The sequence below is a fragment of the Enterobacter cloacae complex sp. HYC003_NIDB genome (assembly GCF_056673375.1).
Genome location: NZ_CP114220.1, coordinates 49,313 through 67,193, shown reverse-complemented (window position 1 = coordinate 67,193; position 17,881 = coordinate 49,313). Strand labels below are relative to the sequence as shown.

The following is a 17,881-nucleotide window of genomic DNA, read 5'->3' as shown; positions in this document are numbered from 1 at the left end:
AACGAACGAATCGTTCGTCTTGTAAAACGTTTCTGATGCGTTCATTATAATGGAAATACGTTCGATATGGCTAAAATGGTATGAAGAATCACCTCTCTTGCCTGAAAGGCGACACGATAAAAGCGATCGTCCTGGTCTGCCTCGCGGTGGGCGTGGTCGGCATGTCTTATGGCTCACTGGCGATGGCCTACGGTTTCCCGCTGTGGGTGCCGTTTGTCCTCTCCCTCACGGTGCTGGCAGGCGCATCCGAGTTTATGTTTATCGGCATCGTGGCGAGCGGCGGCAATCCGCTGGCAGCGGCAGCGGCCGGTTTACTGGTTAACGCGCGCCATGTGCCGTTCGGCGTTACGGTGCGTGAACTGGTGGGCAAGCGCGGCCTGAGCTTTCTGGGCTGTCATATCATGAATGATGAAAGTGTGGTGTTCGGCCTGTCGCAAAAAACCGCCGAGCAGCGTAAAGCGGCCTACTGGCTGTGCGGCCTGGGCGTGGCAATCATCTGGCCGCTGGGGGCGGTGCTGGGCGCGATGGTCGGCAAGCTGCTGCCGGACCCGGAAACCATCGGGCTGGACGCGGTGTTCCCGGCAATCCTGCTGGCGTTAGTGGTGCCGGCATTTAAAAACCGTACCACGCTGATCCGCGCCTGTAGCGGCGCAGTGTTGTCGCTGGCCGCCGTACCGTTTGCGCCGGTTGGCCTGCCGGTGCTGCTCTCTTTGCTCGGCCTTGCCGCGAGGAAAAAATAATGGAAAACATGACGGTTTTTATTCTCGGCATCGCCATTCTTTCTGCCGGAACCTATCTGATGCGTCTCGGCGGGGCGAAACTCGGTAGCCGGCTGGCGCTTTCTGAACGGTCGCAGGCGCTGCTTTCAGACGCGGCAACCGTTTTGTTGTTCTCCGTCGCGCTGGCAACAACGTTTTATGAAGGGGACCATTTTGCCGGGATGGCGCGCGTACTGGGGGTGGGGTTCGCGGTGTTTCTGGCCTGGCGCAAAATGCCGTTAATTGTGGTGATCGTCGCGGCGGCGGTGGTGACGGCGCTGCTGCGTCTGGCGGGGATCCACTAAGAAAAATGCCCGACAGAACAGCGCTGCCGGGCATCTGAGGGGTTAATGCGCAGGAAGCGTATCGACGTTAAGCGTCAGCGTTTCTTCAAAATCCGTGGTGTTAGTAACGCTAAACGCCTTGTCAGAGAGATAGGTCGTGATCATCATGGTGGCGACAAACTGCTCGCCCGCCACTTCTGTACCGTTTACCGCCGCCAGCGCTTTTTCCGGCTTCAGCGTCACCTGAGAAGCGCCTCCCTGAAAGGCTACCGCGCCAATATCGACCGCGGCCAGCTGCACGGGGTTCCCGTCCACCCGCCCATCTTTGAATTCGATTTTCATCGCGCCGCTGTCCGTAAAACGATACGCCAGGTTCTGTCGAGCAATCCCGTCTACGGAGATGCGCATTTTGCGCACATCCGGACACAGCACCGAAACCTGAACTTCACGCATCACAGAAGCATAACCGTTGTACACTTTGCCAATATGTTCAGCGGACGTTTGCCGCATATCCTCTTTACGGTAGCGCCCGTAATCGACTTTCTTCACCGCCGACATCATTTCACAGGCGCCGTCATCGGCCTGCGCCATTCCCGAAAGTCCCGCTGCGCCGCAGAGCAGCATAAGCATCAGCGCGTATTGACGAACGTTATTCAGAGACATTTCCCTGTCACCTCTTCATAGAATTTATTCGGTTCTGCCTCCGGCAGGGTGTACGTCAGCCTGCAACGCCCTTCATCCAGCTTCGCATACAGCTGCTGGCTGGCAGAGATATCGTTCAGGAAGATCACGCCGTCTTCTGGCGCACTCGTCACATACTCCCCTGCCGCGTCCACAATCGAGACACCTTCCGGCAGCGGCGTACCGTCCGCACGGCGTATACTGAGCAGCACGCGGCGCTGGCTTAACGTCGCAAACTCCCACTTCGCCACAGCGCCGTGAGACGCTTTGATCGCTGTTCTGCCATTTCTTACGTCCAGATTGCCTGGCAGGCTTTCCGTGTTGATCTCAATCGTGCTTTCACGGAACGGCGACAGCGCAGGAATAATCGCCTGGCCCCATTTATCTGTCCATACCGCGCCGCGCGGGGTACCTATCTCGATGCCAGCCACCGGTTTATCCAGTCTGGCAATGGCGTACGTATCGGTCACGCGGTAAGGCGAGAAGGTCACCCCGTCGCTGTGGGCGACAATCCCGCCGCTTAATGCTGCTGAGTAGTTGGTATTGCTGTCGTTATCTCCTCCTGCCGCCAGCGCCAGGTTGGTGTAATGCAGATTACTGTTCAGCGAGCTGTCCCAGCTGGTGGTGTTCTCTTCCTGGTCCTGAGTGACCCCCACCGTGTACTGGTTCTCAGCGTTGAGCGAGCCCATCGCCCGCGTGCCGTAAGAACGCTTACCTTCGCTCTCGCGATACCAGGAGCTGGTTGTCACGCCTGAGCGTCCCAGCGGGATCGACACGTTTACGTAAAACTGATCGTTGTCGCTGCTGTCGTGCCGGCTGACATCCGACTCCCAGTTCACGCTCACGTTGAAGTATTTAAAAGTCTGTGACCACGACGAGATAAACCGGCGACTGTCATAGTCGCTGTTCCAGCTCTCGTTGCGATAATAGCTAAGGGAAAAGCGGCCCAGCGTGGTACTCGACCAGTTGATACCGACGCTGGTGTCGTATTTGGTTTGCGACATATCGTCATCGTCGCCGTAAAGTTCCGCCATCTCGCGATAGTCCGGTGTGCCATAGCTACCGCCCAGCGAAAGCCCAATGCCCCACGGCAGGGAGTAACCCAGATCCAGCGTCGTTTTGTTGCCGTCAGTTTGCGTCTGGTTGTCTATTGACGCCAGAAAACCCAACGAGGCATACAGGTTCTGCATCGGTATGGTATCGAGGTTGCCGGAGAAGCCATAATAGTGGTTATCCGCCATCACCATACCGGCCAGGAAATTGACACGCTTATTGACAGACCAGCCGTTGTTGGCGGACACCACCCACGGATTTTCAAAGCGTGAGTCCATGTCTTCAACGCGGCCCATAGCCAGCGTAAAGCCCGGGGCACGGCCTATATGATTGCTGCGGAACGTACTTGCCGAGACAGTGAATCGGTTTTCGCTGCCGTCAGTCTCGGTGACCGTTACGTTCAGGTCGGTGTTGAGGTTCGCCAGCGGCACGTCATCCAGGTTGAACGGACCGGCAGGAACCAGCGTTGAGTAAATAAGCTGTCCGCCCTGGCGGATATCGACGCGCGCCTGCGGATTACGGGCAATACCGCTGACTTCGACGCCCGTCCCCACCTGAGGAGTGAGTGCGGTATCCGGCATCATCTGGACCCCGTAAATTCCCGGAATACTGAAGCGGCTGTTGGCGATGTTAATCTGGCCACCCTGCACCATCACGCCATAATCGGTAAAGGTACGCTGGGCATAGGTGTAGAGGGAGTCAACCTCAAAATCCTGATCGCTGCCGTCGCTAATGAACTGCGTGCTGCGCACAATCCAGTCTCCGGCATTAAAGCCCATTTCAAAGGTCGACTGGAAACGGTCAGCGTTCTCATCATCATAGTGATTATGGGTGCCAAACATGGAGTAATTCAGCATGGCTGCACGTCCGCCACGCACCTCGGCGAACTGTCGGCCATAATCAGGGTCGATCGCTTCAGGCGGTACAACAACCGATATTTCATCAATATCCGGCGAAGTCTGAATCGTTGATCCGGACCAGTAGTGATAAATCTTCGGGCAGGTGCCTCTTTTCGTCTGTTTAATCAGGCCCGCGTTTTCCAGAAACGCTTTATCAATACAGGGCGTTCCTTCCTCATCAAATTTCACGGGCATAATATTGCGCTGCTTACCATTAATATTAACCGTCACATTATGGTAGCCAGGGGTAAAACGGGGAGTGAGGGAATAGTAATCCGCAATGGCCGGATCAAGCCCGTTATTTTTTAAAGCATCGCTGTCAAATATGGCTCGCGCCAGTTCCAGAGATTCATTCGCATTAGAGGGAATCTCAGCCCGAATATTAAATGCCAGCACGCTAAGGCAAAACACGAGCATTCCCTTTTTACAGGAACCGTTTAACATAACTACTCCATGTTTGTTAAGTGATTTTATTGCTGAAGGTCGGCGATATAATTCCCTGCCTTATAGCCATAACGCGTTGCCGGATAGATTTCGATTTGTTTTTCGGATGCTGATATTTTGGCTGGGGCGCTGGCCATCATTTTTTCGCCAGGAAGAATGTAAGTCTTAGCTAATGTCGCGATCGTACCCGAGGCCATTAATTTCACCTTTTGCTCCAGTCGGACGACATAAGGCGTATTATTCTCAACCGTGACATTGCCATTTTTTATCTGCCAGGTGAGTGCCTTCCAGGGTTCAATATTTACCGCCAGGCCAGCCGGGTGAATAATGACGGGAAGGTTCTGGCTAAACACCACTTTAACTTTATTTTTTTCACGCTGAGGGATAGCGGTAAAAATGACACGCTTGAAATGTTCCACCTTCAGCGGCTCAGCGCTGCTTTTCAGCACAAAACGTACGCGCTGGGTTTTACCCGCATCTACGCGCACAACCGGCTGCGTGGCAAACAGGCCCGGCTTGGGGTCGTCCGGGAGATCAATAATTTTGGTGTACAGCAGCTGTGCTTCAGCATCCGTGTTTTTAACATCCATGCTGGCCCCCTGCTTGTCTTCATTGACAATAAGCAGCGAGGTATCCGGCACCATCCCGGCAGCCATACCGTTAAATGAGGCCAGCAGGCAGGCACAGATCAGCGTTCTCTTTAAAAGCAGCATAATATTAGTCCATTAATATTGGTAATGACACCCCGCCGGAGTGGGGTGTCAGGTATTTCATGATGCGCGGGTGCGATTACAGATAAACCAGCTCAACGTTGGTTAAGCCGTCCAGGGTGGCTTCATCCGTGATATTTAAATCATCGGTTGGGTTAATCATTGCGGCGACACCCACATTAAAGTTAACCTTGGTTTGTGCGACAGGCGTGCCGCCCAATGTGTCACTGAAGGAATATAATTCGCTTTTGTCTGTGTTTACTTTTAAATAGCGCTGTCCGCCTGTTGTTGCCCACGTTGTTCCGTTATCGCGCGATGCAGTAGGATACAGTTCATCGCCTGCGTCGTTCGTGACAGCGCCTTTCGTAAGCTGAATCCCTAATGAGTAGGCACCAATTTTCTTACCATTGTACATACCCAGCCCGGCGGTTTGGTACGCCTCTCTCCCAAATTCCGTATCAATAAAACTGGTCGGCAAAACTTGAGTTGGTCCTGAGTCTGCATGGGCATCATTAAACGTTACTGCAATGCGGGTGGCCTCTTCACAGGTAATGGAAACAGGAATAATTTTAACATCCGCCAATGGTGTAGCCGAAGTGGAATTCAGTGAAGACGCACTTATCGTGCCATAATCGGCAATACCACCACCGCTAATAAATGTAGGCGTACAGGAAGAGGGGACGATTTTACCCGTCACCTGAATATCAACACTGGAAGCTGCCAGAGCAGAGGACGCCACGACAGCCAGCGCGGACGCCAGCATTCCTTTTTTAAACATCGCGTTCATTTAATTTCCTTATAAAAGTGAAATACAAAATATGCCAAATAATTAATATTTGGCCTAAGGGGGTACTACTAAACATTGTTTTAGAAAGTAGCATTACAGATAGCTCAGATCAATAACCCCAAAACGTTTTAGGATTAGAGCCTGAGGAATTCCTTAAATCTCAAGATCAATAATAAATATTTTATATATGAAACTTAAAATAACCGAATGCAACCGCCAAAAACATTCATTGAATAAATACAAAGAATCAACTGGCCAGACCATTTATTTAATATACTTATGGGATTGTTGTTTTTTAAACAAAAGTCACATTAAAAAGCGGATTATTACTTATTTTATTTAGTTAATAAGGTTTATCCAGGAGGATATGACTGTTTTGGGAGGAGTCAAAAGAAAATTAAGCAGAAGGAAGAAGAATGAAACCTGTCCCTGCTCCGAAAAGCAAGGGACAGCGGCTATATGACTTATTTGTTCAGTTCAGCGGTCATGTGTACGCGGTTACCGGTGAATGCCTGGGTAATTTTGTAGGATGACGCGCCCGCTTCCTGAGCCTGTGCGGCGATTTTAGCTTCTGCACCATCCAGCGTAGAGGCGGATGCAGTCACAGTCTGCGCAGCGAAAGAACCGAAAGAAGTAGCCAGAGCGATTAAAGCGACAAAAGTTTTGATGCTTTTCATGAGATAAACCTTTTCGTTAAGTTGTTTAGATAAGGCACCGTGCCTTGATGAGACAAATACTAGCCCTCATCATGAACAACTAAAAGCGGAAGGTTTTGCTATACTCATTCAAAATTACTGATTAACAATTAATCGCTGCGGATGGGTGTAAATTGTCGCCCTGCCCGGCTTGCAGAACCCCACCAGCGTCAGGTTGCAGCGCTCTGCCACTTCGACCGCCAGCGTTGTCGCAGCCGACACCGCAAACAGGATCTCCACGCCGCACATGGCCGCTTTCTGCACCATTTCATAGCTGGCGCGGCTGGAAACGAGCGCGGCCCCTTGCTGCCAGACGGCATCTTCACGCGCGCGACGGCCCAGCAGCTTATCCAGCGCCACATGGCGGCCCACATCTTCATGACCTCCGACGATCTCGCCCGACGGGAGCAACCACGCCGCAGCATGTGTACAGCCGCTCAGCTGACCTATGGGCTGGACATCATTGAGGTGCTCCAGGGCTTTGTCGAGGTTACCGAGGTTGAAAGTCTGGGTAAACGGCAGCGGCGCGACGGGCTTACCGATATCGTTAAGCTGTTCAACCCCACACACGCCGCAGCCGGTGCGTCCGGCCAGCGCCCGGCGGCGCTCTTTCAGCCCCATAAAGCGACGACTGGAGAGTTCGATTTGTACTTCAAGGCCATTACAGGCCTGAACCACATCCATACCGTAGATCTCCTGCGGATGCGCAATGATGCCTTCCGAGAGGGAAAAACCTATGGCGAACAGTTCCAGATCTTTCGGTGAAGCCATCATCACCACATGCGAAATCCCGTTGTAAACCAGGGCAACGGGGACCTCTTCCGCCAGAAAATCCGGCGTGGCATGTGAAATGTGAGGCGGTCTGTGTACCGACAGTTCCACAATGCCCGCAGGCAGTGGCGACACGTGGGCAGCACGGTTTTGTTTAGACACAACGGTATTCCTGAACAACCACGGAAGTGAGCCTGCTATTGCAACACAAACGGCAGGCCTTACGCATAGTATGGATCAACTTTTCAGCAACCATTCTCCTACTCAATACGGAGGGGTGCAACCGATCAGCTGCTACACCTCTTTAACATGCACAGGATAAAATGTGATTGATATCACATTTTATAATCAATGCCGTGATAATACGTTCACTTTGTTTTAACCCCGTTAGAACAGGCGTACCGACATTGTGGTATTCTGGGCTTATCCCTCGGAGAAATGAGGGATTAATGCAAATTTTTCTCCTTTGCGGTTAATTCTCAACCGCAAAGTAAAACTACATAGCAATGTCGTAATGAACCAAGGAGTGACCCATGCAGGTCAGCAGAAGGCAGTTCTTTAAGATCTGCGCTGGCGGTATGGCAGGCACCACGGCGGCGGCACTGGGCTTTGCGCCCGGTGTAGCGCTGGCGGAAACACGGCAGTATAAACTGCTGCGCACCCGCGAAACCCGTAACACCTGTACGTACTGCTCCGTCGGCTGTGGGCTGTTAATGTATAGCCTCGGCGACGGTGCGAAAAACGCCAAAGCATCCATTTTCCACATCGAAGGCGATCCGGATCACCCGGTCAACCGTGGTGCGCTGTGTCCGAAAGGGGCCGGTCTGGTAGATTTTATCCACTCCGAAAGCCGCCTGAAGTTTCCTGAGTATCGTGCTCCCGGCTCTGACAAATGGCAGCAAATCAGCTGGGAAGAAGCGTTCGATCGCATCGCTAAGCTGATGAAAGAAGACCGCGATGCCAACTTTATCGCGAAGAATACCGAAGGCACCACCGTTAACCGCTGGCTCTCCACTGGCATGCTGTGTGCTTCTGCGTCCAGTAACGAAACCGGCTATTTAACCCAGAAATTTACGCGCGCACTCGGTATGCTCGCGGTCGACAACCAGGCGCGTGTCTGACACGGACCAACGGTAGCAAGTCTTGCTCCAACATTTGGTCGCGGTGCGATGACCAACCACTGGGTCGACATCAAAAACGCCAACCTCATTGTGGTGATGGGCGGTAACGCCGCTGAAGCGCACCCTGTCGGGTTCCGCTGGGCGATGGAAGCCAAAATCCACAACGGCGCGAAGCTGATTGTGATCGATCCCCGCTTTACGCGTACAGCGTCAGTGGCGGATTTCTACACCCCTATTCGTTCAGGTACTGACATCACTTTCCTGTCAGGCGTATTGCTGTACCTGATGACCAACGAAAAATATAACCGCGAGTACACCGAAGCCTATACCAACGCCAGCCTGATCGTGCGTGAGGATTACCACTTCGAAGATGGCCTGTTCAGCGGTTATGACGCCGAAAAACGCAAATACGACAAAACCAGCTGGAACTACGAGCTGGACGAAAACGGCTTTGCGAAGCGCGACACCACCCTGCAACACCCGCGCTGCGTGTGGAACCTGCTGAAAGAGCACGTGTCCCGCTATACGCCGGAGGTTGTCGAAAACATCTGTGGGACGCCGAAAGCGGATTTCCTGAAGGTGTGCGAGCTGATTGCGGAAACCAGCGCGAAAGATAAAACCGCGTCGTTCCTGTATGCGCTCGGCTGGACGCAGCACTCCATCGGCGCGCAGAACATCCGCACCATGGCGATGGTTCAGCTGCTCCTCGGCAACATGGGGATGGCAGGCGGCGGCGTGAACGCCCTGCGCGGTCACTCCAACATTCAGGGTCTGACCGACCTCGGCCTGCTGTCTCAGAGCCTGACGGGTTACATGAACCTGCCGAGCGAGAAACAGACCGATCTGCAAACCTACCTGACGGCCAGCACGCCAAAACCGCTGCTCGAAGGCCAGGTGAACTACTGGGGCAACTATCCGAAGTTCTTCGTCTCGCTGATGAAAGCCTTCTACGGCGACAAGGCGACGGCAGAAAACAGCTGGGGCTTTGACTGGCTGCCGAAGTGGGACAAAGGTTACGACGTACTTCAGTACTTCGAAATGATGCACCAGGGCCAGGTCAACGGCTATATCTGCCAGGGCTTTAACCCGGTGGCGTCGTTCCCGAACAAGAACAAGGTTGTCGAGTCTCTGTCGAAGCTGAAGTTCCTGGTGACGATTGACCCGCTCAATACCGAAACGTCGACGTTCTGGCAGAACCACGGTGAGTCGAACGATGTCGATCCGTCGAAGATTCAGACCGAAGTGTTCCGTCTGCCGTCTACCTGCTTCGCGGAAGAGAACGGGTCTATCGTCAACTCCGGCCGCTGGTTGCAGTGGCACTGGAAAGGCGCGGATGCCCCGGGCATCGCCTTGAACGACGGCGAGATCCTGGCCGGTATCTTCTTACGTCTGCGTAAAATGTACGCGGCTGAAGGCGGCGCAACGCCTGAGCCGGTGCTGAACATGACCTGGAACTACTCGACGCCAGAGAATCCGTCTCCGGAAGAAGTGGCGATGGAGAGCAACGGTAAGGCGCTGGCGGACGTTATCGACCCGGCGACCGGTGCGGTGCTGGCGAAGAAAGGCGATCAGCTCAGCACCTTTGCGCACCTGCGCGATGACGGTACGACCTCCAGCGGCTGCTGGATCTTTGCCGGTAGCTGGACGCCAAAAGGCAACCAGATGGCCAACCGCGATAACGCCGACCCGTCGGGCCTCGGCAATACGCTGGGCTGGGCATGGGCATGGCCGCTTAACCGCCGCATCCTCTATAACCGCGCCTCAGCTGACCCGCAAGGCAACCCGTGGGATCCGAAGCGTCAGCTACTGAAGTGGGACGGCGCGAAATGGGGCGGCGTGGATATTCCGGACTACAGCACTGCCGCACCAGGCAGCGATGTCGGGCCGTTTATCATGCAGCCTGAAGGGATGGGGCGCCTGTTTGCTATCGATAAGATGGCGGAAGGTCCGTTCCCGGAACACTACGAGCCGTTTGAGACGCCGCTGGGTACTAACCCGCTGCACCCGAACGTGGTCTCTAACCCGGCAGCCCGCATCTTCAAGGGCGATTTTGAAGCGCTGGGTAAAAAGGACAAGTTCCCTTATGTCGGCACCACTTACCGTCTGACCGAGCACTTCCACTACTGGACCAAGCACGCGCTGCTGAATGCCATCGCGCAGCCGGAGCAGTTTGTGGAGATCGGCGAGAAGCTGGCGAACAAACTCGGCATTGCCCATGGCGATACCGTGAAGGTCTCCTCTAACCGCGGCTACATCAAAGCCAAGGCGGTGGTGACCAAGCGTATTCGCACGCTGAACGTTCACGGTCAGCAGGTGGATACCATCGGCATCCCAATTCACTGGGGTTATGAGGGCGTGGCGAAGAAAGGGTTCATTGCGAACACCCTGACGCCGTTCGTCGGCGATGCGAACACGCAGACGCCGGAGTTTAAGGCCTTCCTCGTGAACGTGGAAAAGGTGTAACGGAGACGACTTATGGCTTATCAATCTCAAGACATTATCCGTCGTTCCGCGACTAACGGTTTCACGCCCGCGCCTCAGGCGCGGGACCACCAGCAGGAAGTGGCGAAGCTTATCGACGTGACCACCTGTATCGGCTGTAAAGCCTGTCAGGTGGCCTGTTCAGAGTGGAACGACATCCGTGACGAAGTGGGTCACAACGTCGGGGTGTACGACAACCCGGCGGACCTGACCGCCAAGTCCTGGACGGTAATGCGTTTCTCGGAAGTGGAGCAGAACGACAAACTGGAATGGCTTATCCGCAAAGATGGCTGTATGCACTGTGCGGATCCGGGCTGCCTGAAGGCGTGTCCGTCAGAAGGGGCTATCATTCAGTATGCCAACGGCATCGTCGACTTCCAGTCCGAGCAGTGTATTGGCTGCGGCTATTGCATCGCGGGTTGTCCGTTTGACGTGCCGCGCCTGAACCCGGAAGACAACCGCGTCTACAAATGTACGCTGTGCGTTGACCGCGTAAATGTCGGCCAGGAGCCAGCGTGCGTGAAGACCTGTCCAACTGGCGCTATCCACTTTGGCTCCAAAGAGGATATGAAAACGCTGGCGGCAGAGCGCGTGGGCGAGCTGAAAACTCGTGGTTACGATAACGCGGGCCTGTACGATCCGGCCGGGGTTGGCGGTACGCACGTGATGTACGTGCTGCACCACGCCGACAAGCCGAACCTGTATCACGGCCTGCCGGAGAACCCGGAAATCAGCGCGACCGTGAAGTTCTGGAAAGGCATCTGGAAACCGCTGGCCGCGGTCGGTTTTGCGGCCACCTTCGCAGCGAGCATCTTCCACTACGTCGGCGTTGGTCCGAACCGTGCGGAAGAGGAAGACGACAACCTGCATGAAGAGAAAGACGAGGTGCGCAAATGAGAAAACGTGACACCATCGTGCGCTACACCGCGCCGGAACGCATCAACCACTGGGTCACCGCCTTCTGCTTCATGCTGGCGGCGATAAGCGGGCTGGGGTTCTTCTTCCCGTCCTTCAACTGGCTGATGCAGATACTGGGCACGCCGCAGCTGGCGCGCATCCTTCACCCGTTCGTGGGTGTGGTGATGTTTGCCTCGTTCATCATCATGTTTTTCCGCTACTGGCACCATAACCTAATCAATCGGGATGATATCTTTTGGGCGAAGAATATTCGTAAGATCGTCGTCAACGAGGAAGTGGGTGATACCGGGCGTTATAACTTCGGCCAGAAATGCGTATTCTGGGCGGCGATTATCTTCCTGGTCCTGTTGCTGGTGAGCGGCGTGATCATCTGGCGTCCGTACTTTGCGCCTGCTTTCTCAATCCCGGTGATCCGATTCGCGCTGATGCTGCATTCATTTGCCGCAGTGGCGTTAATTGTGGTTATCATGGTGCATATTTACGCCGCCCTCTGGGTGAAAGGCACCATTACCGCGATGGTGGAAGGCTGGGTCACCAAAACGTGGGCGAAGAAACATCACCCGCGCTGGTACCGAGAAGTCCGCCAGAAACAGGAAAAGTCATCTGAATGAGTATTCGCATAATCCCGCAAGATGAGCTGGGGTCGAGCGAGAAACGTACGGCGGAGTATATTCCGCCGTTGTTATTCCCCAGACTCAAGAACCTCTACAACCGCCGCGCAGAGCGTCTGCGCGAGCTGGCAGAGAACAACCCGCTGGGCGATTTTCTGCGTTTTGCCGCGCTGGTCGCCCATGCGCAGGAAGTGGTGCTGTACGACCATCCGCTGCAAATGGACCTGACCGCACGCATCAAAGAAGCCAGTGAGCAGGGCAAGCCACCGCTGGATATTCACGTCCTGCCGCGCGACAAGCACTGGCATAAGCTGCTGCATTCCCTGATCGCCGAGCTGAAGCCCGAGATGAGCGGCACGGCGCTGGCAGTCATTGAGAACCTGGAAAAAGCCTCCGATCAGGAGCTGGAAGAGATGGCGAGCGCGCTGTTTGCTTCCGACTTCTCACTGGTGAGCAGCGATAAAGCGCCGTTCATCTGGGCTGCGCTGTCGCTCTACTGGGCGCAAATGGCGAGCCTGATTCCAGGTAAAGCCCGCGCCGAATACGGCGAAGCGCGCCAGTTCTGCCCGGTGTGTGGTTCAATGCCGGTCTCCAGCATGGTGCAAATCGGCACCACTCAGGGGCTGCGCTACCTGCACTGCAACCTGTGTGAAACCGAGTGGCACGTGGTGCGCATCAAGTGCAGCAACTGCGAACAGACCCGCGATCTGAACTACTGGTCGCTGGAAAATGAAGACGCGGCGGTGAAAGCGGAGAGCTGCGGCGACTGCGGGACCTACCTGAAGATTCTGTATCAGGAAAAAGACCCGAAAGTCGAAGCCGTGGCCGACGATCTCGCCTCGCTGATTCTGGACGCGAAGATGGAGCAGGAGGGCTTTGCCCGCAGCTCGATCAACCCGTTCCTGTTCCCGGGTGAAGGGGAGTAATCTCCTGTGAGAGTGCCGGGCGGCGCGAGCTTGCCCGGCCTACACCTGGTAAGGCGTAAGGACCTCGTCAATACCCGCAAAATCTTTCGTGTTGCGAGAAATCAACGGACATTTTCTGCTCTGCGCTGTGGCCAGAATGATAGCATCAGGCAGTTTCATTCCATGCTTCTCACGTAGTAAAACGCTTCTTTCCGCAATATCCCGAGACACATCAATAATTTCAAAAGCGCCCATAACGGCTGCCGTTTTCGCTTCATGACCATGCCTGCGAGCGCCCACCATTACTTCCATCCAGGTAATTAAGCTGATGGCACGATGCGACGCGGTATGCTCAATCGCATCCGCAGCTTCAACACGGTTGTTGAAGAGATCAATGAGAATATTGGTATCAAACACTGCCATGTGCTCCATGATTACCACTCCTCACGCAGCTTGCGTTCATACTCAAGCCCGTCCTCTTTTCTGTCTCCCCACAGACCAAGCGCATTTCGGATAACAGAAGAACTCTGCTGGTCGAGATACAGCTCTATCGCTTCCCGAAGCAGTTCAGCACGTGGTTGATTTCGCAATTGCTTGAGATTATCCAAACGTTGAATCACGTCATCAGACAAATCGATAAGTATTCTGCCCATATCAAGTTCCGCCAAAACGCTCATATATCACCTTAGTATATCATCTTTGGTTAATTTTCAGGCAAAATACTCTTTATCAATTTAGGGTGAAAGGACGTTTTTTAGGGAATGATCGATTTTGCGAGCCGCTTTCCACAATATGCACCTCTCAACATTTCTCTGTTTTCATCTGCTGTAAACCAGGCTATAAACTGTATAAAAACACAGTAAAAGGACGTAATCATGGCACTGGAAAAGGGTATTGATAAGCTGGTACAGGAGTTTATTGTCGCAGGACGACCTTCCTCGCGAAAGCAGAGTATTGATGACCGGAGAAGCGGATATGTCGCCAGCACAGCGCTAGCCGGGGAAACAGAAACGCGTGTCCAGGTTGAAACGCTTGTTCTTGAGGATATGACCTTTCGGGTATTTTCGCCTTTCAATGCCCCTGAAACGTTATCTTGTACCCTCTACTATCATGGCGGTTGTTTTGTCAGCGGTGGGTTTGAAACCCATGATAATCAGCTTCGCCAACTGGCGTTTTACGGTAACTGTCGGGTCATTGCGGTTCAGTACAGACTCGCACCCGAGCATACTTTCCCCGCTGCGCATGACGATGCAGAGAGAGCGGCAGATCTTGTCTGGCAAAATGCCGAAAAATTAGGTGTAGATAAAAACCGGATTAAACTTTGTGGAGACAGCGCGGGAGGTCATCTTGCGCTGGTAACGTCATTGCGGCTTAAGGCCAAAGGTCTCTGGGATCCCGCGCAGCTCATTCTTATCTATCCCATGCTCGACGCTACCGCCAGTTTTGAAAGCTATACCCTCAATGGCATGGATTACGTGATTACTCGCGATACCCTTTTGAGCGGCTATGAAATGTATCTGGCTGGAGCCGACCGTCAACATCCTGAAGTCAGCCCACTGTGGCGCAACGACTTTAGCGGTCTGCCGAAGGTCCATATTGTTACCGCGGAATATGATCCGTTACGCGACGAAGGCGAGGCGCTTTATCAGCGCCTCACGGAGCAAGGCGTGAAGTGTACCGCTCAACGATGGCGGGGTGTAATACACGGCTTCTTCCAGTTGGGTGGAATTAGCCAGTCAGCGCGAGACGTTATGCGAGATATTGCCTGGCGCATTAACCATGCCGGGCGAGAGTGAGAAGGAGACTACTCCTCCTCGTTCCCGCCCTCTTCATACGCGCCATACGGCTTCGCAGGCAGAACGATATAGGTGCCTTCAAACACCGCGCCTGGCGTTTCATCGCCGAACAGCTCCACCTGCATCTGTACGCGTGCTTTACGTCCACGCGCCAGACGGTCGAGATCGCCGCCCAGTGCGCCCAGGTCAGCAACCGCGCTCGGCTTGCCGCTGATCGGGGCGCTGTAGCGGATATGGGCATCGGCCAGAATAATGGTGCCGCCGAGATGACGTTCGCGCAGCATTAGCCAGATCAGTCCCCAGCCGGTGAGCGTGGCGAGTGAAAACAGGCTGCCGGCAAACAGGGTATGGTGCGGGTTCTGGTTGCCGGTTTCCGGCATGGTGGTAATAAATTTTTGCCCGGTATATTGCTGAATACGCACACCCATTTTTTCACTGAGCGGAATATGCTGATACCACGCCTGCTGGAGCTGCCCGCACCAGTCGGCGCGATGGAGAATATCGTCCAGCGTGGCGATGGGTTTGATCATCAAAAAGTGACGAATCGGCGTAGTTTGCGGGGCGGTGATTTCCCCCTGATTCACGAAACCAAGCTTGGCAAAGAACTCAACGGCATCTTCGCGGGCGCTACAGGTGACACGCTTGACCCCTTCCTGACGGGCAACGGATTCCAGCGTCATAGCCATCAGCGTTCCAAGGCCTTTGTCCTGCACGGAGGGATGAACGGCCATAAAGCGGATTGAAGCTTCGTTGTCGGCATTGATATACAGACGTCCCACGGCAACGAGGTTGCCCTCTTCATCAACCACCATCTGGTGGTGCGCCATCGCGTCCCAGGCGTCGCGTTCAGAGCCTTTAGGTTGATGCAGTGGCTTGCGCAGCATTTCCCAGCGGAAATGGTAATAAGCGTCTAATTCTTCTTCCGTTTGCGGTACTCGAAGGTGATACATAGCTGTACTCTCTCTTGTTACCCGCGGCCATGCCGCCAGTTGGCTCATACCTGGAGCCAGAATGTGACGGGGCCATCGTTCACCAGCGAAACCTGCATATCCGCAGCGAATCGTCCGGTTTGTGTATTCATGTCCTGTTGGCGACAGCGCTCAACAAAGTACTCGTAAAGGGCTTCTGCGCGATCCGGTGCCGCGCCCTTCGAAAAACTTGGGCGCATGCCGCGTTCGGTATCCGCGGCCAGCGTAAACTGGGAGACCACCAGCACGCTGCCGCCCGCCTGCTGAACGTTCAGGTTCATCTTGCCTTCCGCATCGCTGAAAATGCGGTAGCCCAGTACGCGCTCACACAAGCGGTTGGCTTTTTGTTCGTCGTCATCCTTTTCGACACCCAGGAGCACCAAAAGTCCTGGGCCAATTTCACCCGTCACCTCATCCGCCACGGTGACGCTGGCACGGGTTACGCGCTGAATCAATGCAATCATGGTTGGTCTGCTTCTTGTTGTTTTTCAGCTTCTGCTGCTTTTTTGAGTTCGCGGTAGACCCCGAGAGTGACAGTTATTTCGGCGCCAAGCAAGACGATACACCACGTCCAGTAGACCCAGACAAACAAAATGGGGATCACCGCCAGCACGCCGTAAATCAGCTGATAAGAGGGGAACATGGTGATATAAAGCGCGAATCCTTTCTTGCCCAGCTCAAAGAGCAACGCCGCGACCAGCGCACCCACCACGGCATCCCGGTTGGGTACGCGCGTGGTTGGTACCACGCTGTAGAGCAGCCAGAACGAAAGCCACGATAAAATCAGCGGGAAGATACGCAGCACGTTATCGATCACGCTGTTTAAGTCGGTCGCCCAGCGCAGCGAAAGAAGGTAGGAACTGATCGCCAGGCTTGCCCCCGCCAGCAATGGGCCAAGGGTTAAAATCATCCAGTAGACGGCAAAGGAGTAAACCTTCGGGCGGACTTTTTTGCTCCGCCAGATGGTGTTGAGCGCACTGTCGATGGAGTACATCAGCAGCAGCGCGGTAACAATAAGCCCACATGCCCCCACCGCCGTCATCTTGCTGGAGTTTGCGACAAACTGTTCAATGTAGTTCTGGATCACATCGCCAGTGGCAGGAATAAAGTTCGCGAAAACAAAATGGCGAAGCTGCATGCTCACATCGGCAAACATCGGAAACGCCGAAAAAAGCGCAAAAATCACCGCCACCAGCGGCACCAGCGAGAGCAAGGACACGTAAGCGAGATTGCCCGCCAGCGTGGTCATGTTGTCCTCGTCAATGCGATGCCAGAGGAGTTTCAGCCACGCCCTCAGCGGGCGCGTGTGGTGATTGGCTTTTTGATGAACGGTTTTTAGCATAACTGCTTCGCAAAGTAGTTCGGTATCGTCTCTTTTCCGGTCACCAGAATGGAGGTGATACCTAACTGATTAGCCCCTTCTATATTATCGGCGTTGTCGTCAAAAAAGACCGCATCCGCCGCCGTGAATCCTTCTTCCTGCAATACCGCCTGATAGATGCGCGCCTCAGGTTTACGCATCCCCATCTCCTGGGAGAGATACACCTTATCTGCCGCCGCGTGGATTTCCGGGTATTCATCCGGCCAGAAGGTGGTATGCAGGCGGTTGGTATTCGACAGGACGACGACACGATGCCCCTGCTCGCGCAGCTTGTGCATGATGTCGATCACTTCGGGGCGGATCGCGACAAATATGGCCTGCCAGCCGTGGGAAAACTGCTCGTAGCTTAACGAGAGACCCATTTCCTGACAGAAACGCTCTGCGAACGCTTCATCGCTGATCTCACCGCGCTCGTGCAGATGGAAAGTCTCACCCATCGCGAAATTCTGCTTTAACGTCGCCAGCGGAACACGGCTAAAATCGCTCCATGCGCCCAGCACCCGGTTAAAATCGATATCGACGATTACATTTCCTAAGTCAAAGATATAAAGCATGTTTATCTCCTTTCGCCGTGGAAAAGTAACTGTAGCGGGAAAGAGAAACTTTAGCTATGCGCCA

At 54.2% G+C, this 17,881-nt stretch carries 19 protein-coding genes; 7 read left to right on the top strand and 12 right to left on the bottom strand.

The annotated features are described in order from the left end of the window. Positions 1–80 precede the first annotated feature (80 nt). Both O1722_RS00310 and O1722_RS00305 read left to right on the top strand, forming a co-directional pair. On the top strand, positions 81–740 hold the full coding sequence (locus O1722_RS00310) for an AzlC family ABC transporter permease (protein ID WP_015569922.1): 660 nt from the start codon (positions 81–83) through the stop codon (positions 738–740). After that, positions 740–1,063: an AzlD domain-containing protein gene (locus O1722_RS00305; RefSeq protein ID WP_015569921.1), complete on the top strand. Its 324-nt coding sequence runs from the start codon at positions 740–742 to the stop codon at positions 1,061–1,063. Before O1722_RS00310 ends, O1722_RS00305 begins: the two co-directional genes overlap by 1 nt. A gap of 42 nt (positions 1,064–1,105) precedes the next feature. On the opposite strand, the gene O1722_RS00300 is transcribed toward O1722_RS00305, so the two are convergent. The 6 genes from O1722_RS00300 to fdhD all read right to left on the bottom strand — a co-directional run bounded on the left by O1722_RS00300 (position 1,106) and on the right by fdhD (position 7,244). Further along, positions 1,106–1,705: a DUF1120 domain-containing protein gene (locus tag O1722_RS00300; protein ID WP_033487980.1), complete on the bottom strand. Its 600-nt coding sequence runs from the start codon at positions 1,703–1,705 to the stop codon at positions 1,106–1,108. Next, positions 1,696–4,119, bottom strand: a complete 2,424-nt coding sequence (locus tag O1722_RS00295) for a fimbrial biogenesis usher protein (RefSeq protein ID WP_033487981.1) — start codon at positions 4,117–4,119, stop codon at positions 1,696–1,698. The genes O1722_RS00300 and O1722_RS00295 overlap by 10 nt, the downstream gene beginning before the upstream one ends. Before the next feature lie 26 nt (positions 4,120–4,145). Further along, on the bottom strand, positions 4,146–4,832 hold the full coding sequence (locus tag O1722_RS00290) for a fimbria/pilus chaperone family protein (RefSeq protein WP_032668945.1): 687 nt from the start codon (positions 4,830–4,832) through the stop codon (positions 4,146–4,148). A 76-nt stretch (positions 4,833–4,908) separates the two neighbouring features. Continuing rightward, positions 4,909–5,616, bottom strand: a complete 708-nt coding sequence (locus tag O1722_RS00285; RefSeq protein ID WP_032651996.1) for a DUF1120 domain-containing protein — start codon at positions 5,614–5,616, stop codon at positions 4,909–4,911. A 464-nt stretch (positions 5,617–6,080) separates the two neighbouring features. Continuing rightward, positions 6,081–6,293: a YdgH/BhsA/McbA family protein gene (locus O1722_RS00280; protein ID WP_032651998.1), complete on the bottom strand. Its 213-nt coding sequence runs from the start codon at positions 6,291–6,293 to the stop codon at positions 6,081–6,083. 114 nt (positions 6,294–6,407) lie between these two features. Continuing rightward, entirely contained in the window at positions 6,408–7,244 is an 837-nt protein-coding gene (fdhD, locus tag O1722_RS00275) for a formate dehydrogenase accessory sulfurtransferase FdhD (protein ID WP_023295636.1), read from the bottom strand. Between the two features lie 371 nt (positions 7,245–7,615). On the opposite strand from fdhD, the gene fdnG reads away from it, so the two are divergent. The 4 genes from fdnG to fdhE are packed head-to-tail and all read left to right on the top strand — an operon-like array spanning position 7,616 to position 13,139. Beyond that, a complete protein-coding gene (gene fdnG / locus O1722_RS00270; protein ID WP_086626598.1) occupies positions 7,616–10,666 on the top strand; it encodes a formate dehydrogenase-N subunit alpha in 3,051 nt (1,016 codons plus the stop codon). A gap of 12 nt (positions 10,667–10,678) precedes the next feature. Continuing rightward, positions 10,679–11,581, top strand: coding sequence for a formate dehydrogenase subunit beta (fdxH, locus tag O1722_RS00265; RefSeq protein WP_014072386.1), 903 nt, complete (start codon positions 10,679–10,681; stop codon positions 11,579–11,581). Continuing rightward, entirely contained in the window at positions 11,578–12,213 is a 636-nt protein-coding gene (gene fdoI / locus O1722_RS00260; protein WP_015569914.1) for a formate dehydrogenase cytochrome b556 subunit, read from the top strand. Before fdxH ends, fdoI begins: the two co-directional genes overlap by 4 nt. Continuing rightward, entirely contained in the window at positions 12,210–13,139 is a 930-nt protein-coding gene (gene fdhE / locus O1722_RS00255; RefSeq protein WP_006808712.1) for a formate dehydrogenase accessory protein FdhE, read from the top strand. Before fdoI ends, fdhE begins: the two co-directional genes overlap by 4 nt. A 39-nt stretch (positions 13,140–13,178) precedes the next feature. Here the strand turns inward: fdhE and O1722_RS00250 are convergent, their stop codons facing one another. Then, a complete protein-coding gene (locus O1722_RS00250; protein WP_077266491.1) occupies positions 13,179–13,550 on the bottom strand; it encodes a type II toxin-antitoxin system VapC family toxin in 372 nt (123 codons plus the stop codon). 2 nt (positions 13,551–13,552) lie between these two features. Further along, the gene (locus O1722_RS00245; RefSeq protein WP_015569912.1) at positions 13,553–13,795 is read right to left on the bottom strand and encodes a ribbon-helix-helix domain-containing protein; all 243 of its coding nucleotides are present in this window, start codon (positions 13,793–13,795) and stop codon (positions 13,553–13,555) included. Positions 13,796–13,993: 198 nt separating this feature from the next. On the opposite strand from O1722_RS00245, the gene O1722_RS00240 reads away from it, so the two are divergent. Continuing rightward, positions 13,994–14,914, top strand: coding sequence for an alpha/beta hydrolase (locus O1722_RS00240; protein WP_033487982.1), 921 nt, complete (start codon positions 13,994–13,996; stop codon positions 14,912–14,914). Positions 14,915–14,922: 8 nt separating this feature from the next. On the opposite strand, the gene fabY is transcribed toward O1722_RS00240, so the two are convergent. From fabY to yihX, 4 genes are read right to left on the bottom strand one after another with little or no spacing between them, the layout of a single operon-like run. Next, positions 14,923–15,864 (bottom strand): fatty acid biosynthesis protein FabY, encoded by a 942-nt coding sequence (fabY, locus tag O1722_RS00235; protein WP_015569910.1) that lies wholly within the window; start codon positions 15,862–15,864, stop codon positions 14,923–14,925. Positions 15,865–15,908: 44 nt separating this feature from the next. Further along, the gene (dtd, locus tag O1722_RS00230) at positions 15,909–16,346 is read right to left on the bottom strand and encodes a D-aminoacyl-tRNA deacylase (RefSeq protein ID WP_015569909.1); all 438 of its coding nucleotides are present in this window, start codon (positions 16,344–16,346) and stop codon (positions 15,909–15,911) included. Next, a complete protein-coding gene (locus tag O1722_RS00225) occupies positions 16,343–17,224 on the bottom strand; it encodes a virulence factor BrkB family protein (RefSeq protein WP_003861949.1) in 882 nt (293 codons plus the stop codon). Before O1722_RS00225 ends, dtd begins: the two co-directional genes overlap by 4 nt. Continuing rightward, positions 17,218–17,817, bottom strand: coding sequence for a glucose-1-phosphatase (gene yihX, locus O1722_RS00220; RefSeq protein WP_003861947.1), 600 nt, complete (start codon positions 17,815–17,817; stop codon positions 17,218–17,220). Before yihX ends, O1722_RS00225 begins: the two co-directional genes overlap by 7 nt. Positions 17,818–17,881 lie beyond the last annotated feature (64 nt).

Bases quoted from the DNA above. Each gene is read 5' to 3' on its own strand.
- O1722_RS00245 (WP_015569912.1), bottom strand. From the start codon at position 13,795: ATGAGCGTTTTGGCGGAACTTGATATGGGCAGAATACTTATCGATTTG.
- yihX (WP_003861947.1), bottom strand. From the start codon at position 17,817: ATGCTTTATATCTTTGACTTAGGAAATGTAATCGTCGATATCGATTTT.
- O1722_RS00225 (WP_003861949.1), bottom strand. From the start codon at position 17,224: ATGCTAAAAACCGTTCATCAAAAAGCCAATCACCACACGCGCCCGCTG.
- fabY (WP_015569910.1), bottom strand. From the start codon at position 15,864: ATGTATCACCTTCGAGTACCGCAAACGGAAGAAGAATTAGACGCTTAT.
- O1722_RS00240 (WP_033487982.1), top strand. From the start codon at position 13,994: ATGGCACTGGAAAAGGGTATTGATAAGCTGGTACAGGAGTTTATTGTC.
- fdhE (WP_006808712.1), top strand. From the start codon at position 12,210: ATGAGTATTCGCATAATCCCGCAAGATGAGCTGGGGTCGAGCGAGAAA.
- O1722_RS00300 (WP_033487980.1), bottom strand. From the start codon at position 1,705: ATGTCTCTGAATAACGTTCGTCAATACGCGCTGATGCTTATGCTGCTC.
- O1722_RS00305 (WP_015569921.1), top strand. From the start codon at position 740: ATGGAAAACATGACGGTTTTTATTCTCGGCATCGCCATTCTTTCTGCC.
- O1722_RS00285 (WP_032651996.1), bottom strand. From the start codon at position 5,616: ATGAACGCGATGTTTAAAAAAGGAATGCTGGCGTCCGCGCTGGCTGTC.
- O1722_RS00295 (WP_033487981.1), bottom strand. From the start codon at position 4,119: ATGTTAAACGGTTCCTGTAAAAAGGGAATGCTCGTGTTTTGCCTTAGC.
- fdxH (WP_014072386.1), top strand. From the start codon at position 10,679: ATGGCTTATCAATCTCAAGACATTATCCGTCGTTCCGCGACTAACGGT.
- fdoI (WP_015569914.1), top strand. From the start codon at position 11,578: ATGAGAAAACGTGACACCATCGTGCGCTACACCGCGCCGGAACGCATC.
- O1722_RS00290 (WP_032668945.1), bottom strand. From the start codon at position 4,832: ATGCTGCTTTTAAAGAGAACGCTGATCTGTGCCTGCCTGCTGGCCTCA.
- O1722_RS00310 (WP_015569922.1), top strand. From the start codon at position 81: ATGAAGAATCACCTCTCTTGCCTGAAAGGCGACACGATAAAAGCGATC.
- O1722_RS00280 (WP_032651998.1), bottom strand. From the start codon at position 6,293: ATGAAAAGCATCAAAACTTTTGTCGCTTTAATCGCTCTGGCTACTTCT.
- dtd (WP_015569909.1), bottom strand. From the start codon at position 16,346: ATGATTGCATTGATTCAGCGCGTAACCCGTGCCAGCGTCACCGTGGCG.
- O1722_RS00250 (WP_077266491.1), bottom strand. From the start codon at position 13,550: ATGGAGCACATGGCAGTGTTTGATACCAATATTCTCATTGATCTCTTC.